Source organism: Moorena sp. SIO4E2 (assembly GCF_010671945.1).
GTDB classification, from domain to species: Bacteria; Cyanobacteriota; Cyanobacteriia; order Cyanobacteriales; family Coleofasciculaceae; genus Moorena; species Moorena producens.
Genome location: NZ_JAAHIE010001081.1, coordinates 1 through 1768, shown reverse-complemented (window position 1 = coordinate 1768; position 1768 = coordinate 1). Strand labels below are relative to the sequence as shown.

Annotated in this window: 1 protein-coding gene and 1 pseudogene; both read left to right on the top strand. The window is 42.1% G+C overall.

Annotated features, from left to right (window positions below; genetic code table 11):
- Window positions 1–1184 (top strand): eCIS core domain-containing protein (locus F6K37_RS45175; RefSeq protein WP_353839134.1); only part of this gene is annotated, 1184 nt, incomplete at its 5' end.
- 260 nt (window positions 1185–1444) lie between these two features.
- Window positions 1445–1768 (top strand): annotated as a pseudogene (locus F6K37_RS40850) (DUF4157 domain-containing protein); the annotation flags it as partial.

The following is a 1768-nucleotide window of genomic DNA, read 5'->3' as shown; positions in this document are numbered from 1 at the left end:
AACAGGCAAGGGGGTCGGGGATGCCGATCGCCTTAAGTATCCGGAAACCAATGGAACAGTCGTTTGGGGCAGATTTTAGTGGAGTCAGGGTTCACAATGATGCCCAATCTGACCAGTTGAATCAATCTATTCAAGCTCGTGCTTTTACTACAGGTAAAGATATCTTCTTTCGGCAGGGGGAATATAACCCTGGGAGTCGAGGAGGGCAGGAATTGATTGCCCATGAATTGACCCATGTGGTGCAGCAAAACCAAGGTAAATTGCGGTCTACGATAAACTTTAAAAGTGGGATAAATATAAACGATGATGCGGGATTTGAAAAGGAAGCAAATTTGAAAGGAAAAGAGGCATTACAACATCCTGTTTCTATACTTAACACCCCTTTAACAATGTTTCCAATATCCAATTATGAGAAACCTGTGCAAAGAGCTCCTGAGGAAAAGGATGACCAAAAGAAACAATTAATTGACTGGATAGCCGATATTGTTAAAAAACAGTTGGAAACATTAAACTATAGAATCGGTGGTAGTTTCGCAGCAAAAACGGAATATGGTTTTGAGAGAACCCCACAAGATATTGATTTAGAGTTTTGGAGTTATGAAGATGCCTTAAAGGCGAAAGAGTTACTAAAGGCTTACGAAAAAACAGAAAACGAAGATGAATCGTACCCTCAATTGCTTTACTTTCTCCCTCTGGAAGAAGAAGCACCAGTGAGTGTAACAATGTTAGCGATGGGCAAGAGAGCTAAAGTAGAAAATCGCGGTTCTCTATTAACAATAGAGCTCAATAATGAAAATTACCGTCAAGGAGCCAAGGATTTCAAAAAATTACCAAATACAAGATATGAAAAGCAGCCACCTACAATGAGAAGGAACTCTTTAATAGCTGGATCCTTGGAGAGATATAGCTATAATCTAGTACTAGGTAAAGAAGACACGAAACAAGACAAAAAGTTTTTGGAGCATATGATCGGCAGTCTAACAGCCGAAGAGAAAGGGAAATTATTTCAGGAAATAATGGAAAGGTTTGATTGGGATATGATCAAAGACCCTCCCATAGCGGATCAGTATGACGAAGAAGAAGAACTGGATGAGTCTGACGAGGAAGAAGAAGTGGATCACACCCAAAGAATGGAAATAGCAAGTAAAACCCTGCAAAAATTGATAGAGAATTCCAGTAAATGAAATAAGGTCTGTCGTGATCGCTTGCCTCGTAGTGCGATCGCACTCTGTAGGGTGGGCAAATGGACATGATTCCTAATTAAATTGCCAAACTCTCATCATTTGCCCACCCTACCCCTGCTCTGTTGTTGCTTGGGTTAACAAAGGAAGCTATGCCACGTTGGTAGGGATGTAGCGCGGTCTTGAGGTGAACCCCCTCAGTGCCATTCGGCTATATCATGATTAGGTGACGTTTGCCGAGTATTTAAGATTTAACCAAGCTCATGGGTAATCTACGACAAAGCCAAACCAAAAACACACAAACTCCAGATCAGTCTCTTGTATCGGGAAGTAGGAAGCCAACATACCACCCAGTCGAGGAACTGCAAGGAATAATCGGTAACCGAGCACTGGGTAATCTAATTAAATCCCAGCAATACAAATCTGGAGAAGTTCATCGTTCCCAAGATCCTCTGCTGAGTAGTGTCTCCCCTGTTAGTGGGCAACCAATTCAGCGAATGCCAATGTTTAGGGGACTTTCCCATGAGTTAATGGGTCATTGGCAGCAGGGCAATCCAGTACAGGCGAAGCTAACTATTGGTGAAGCT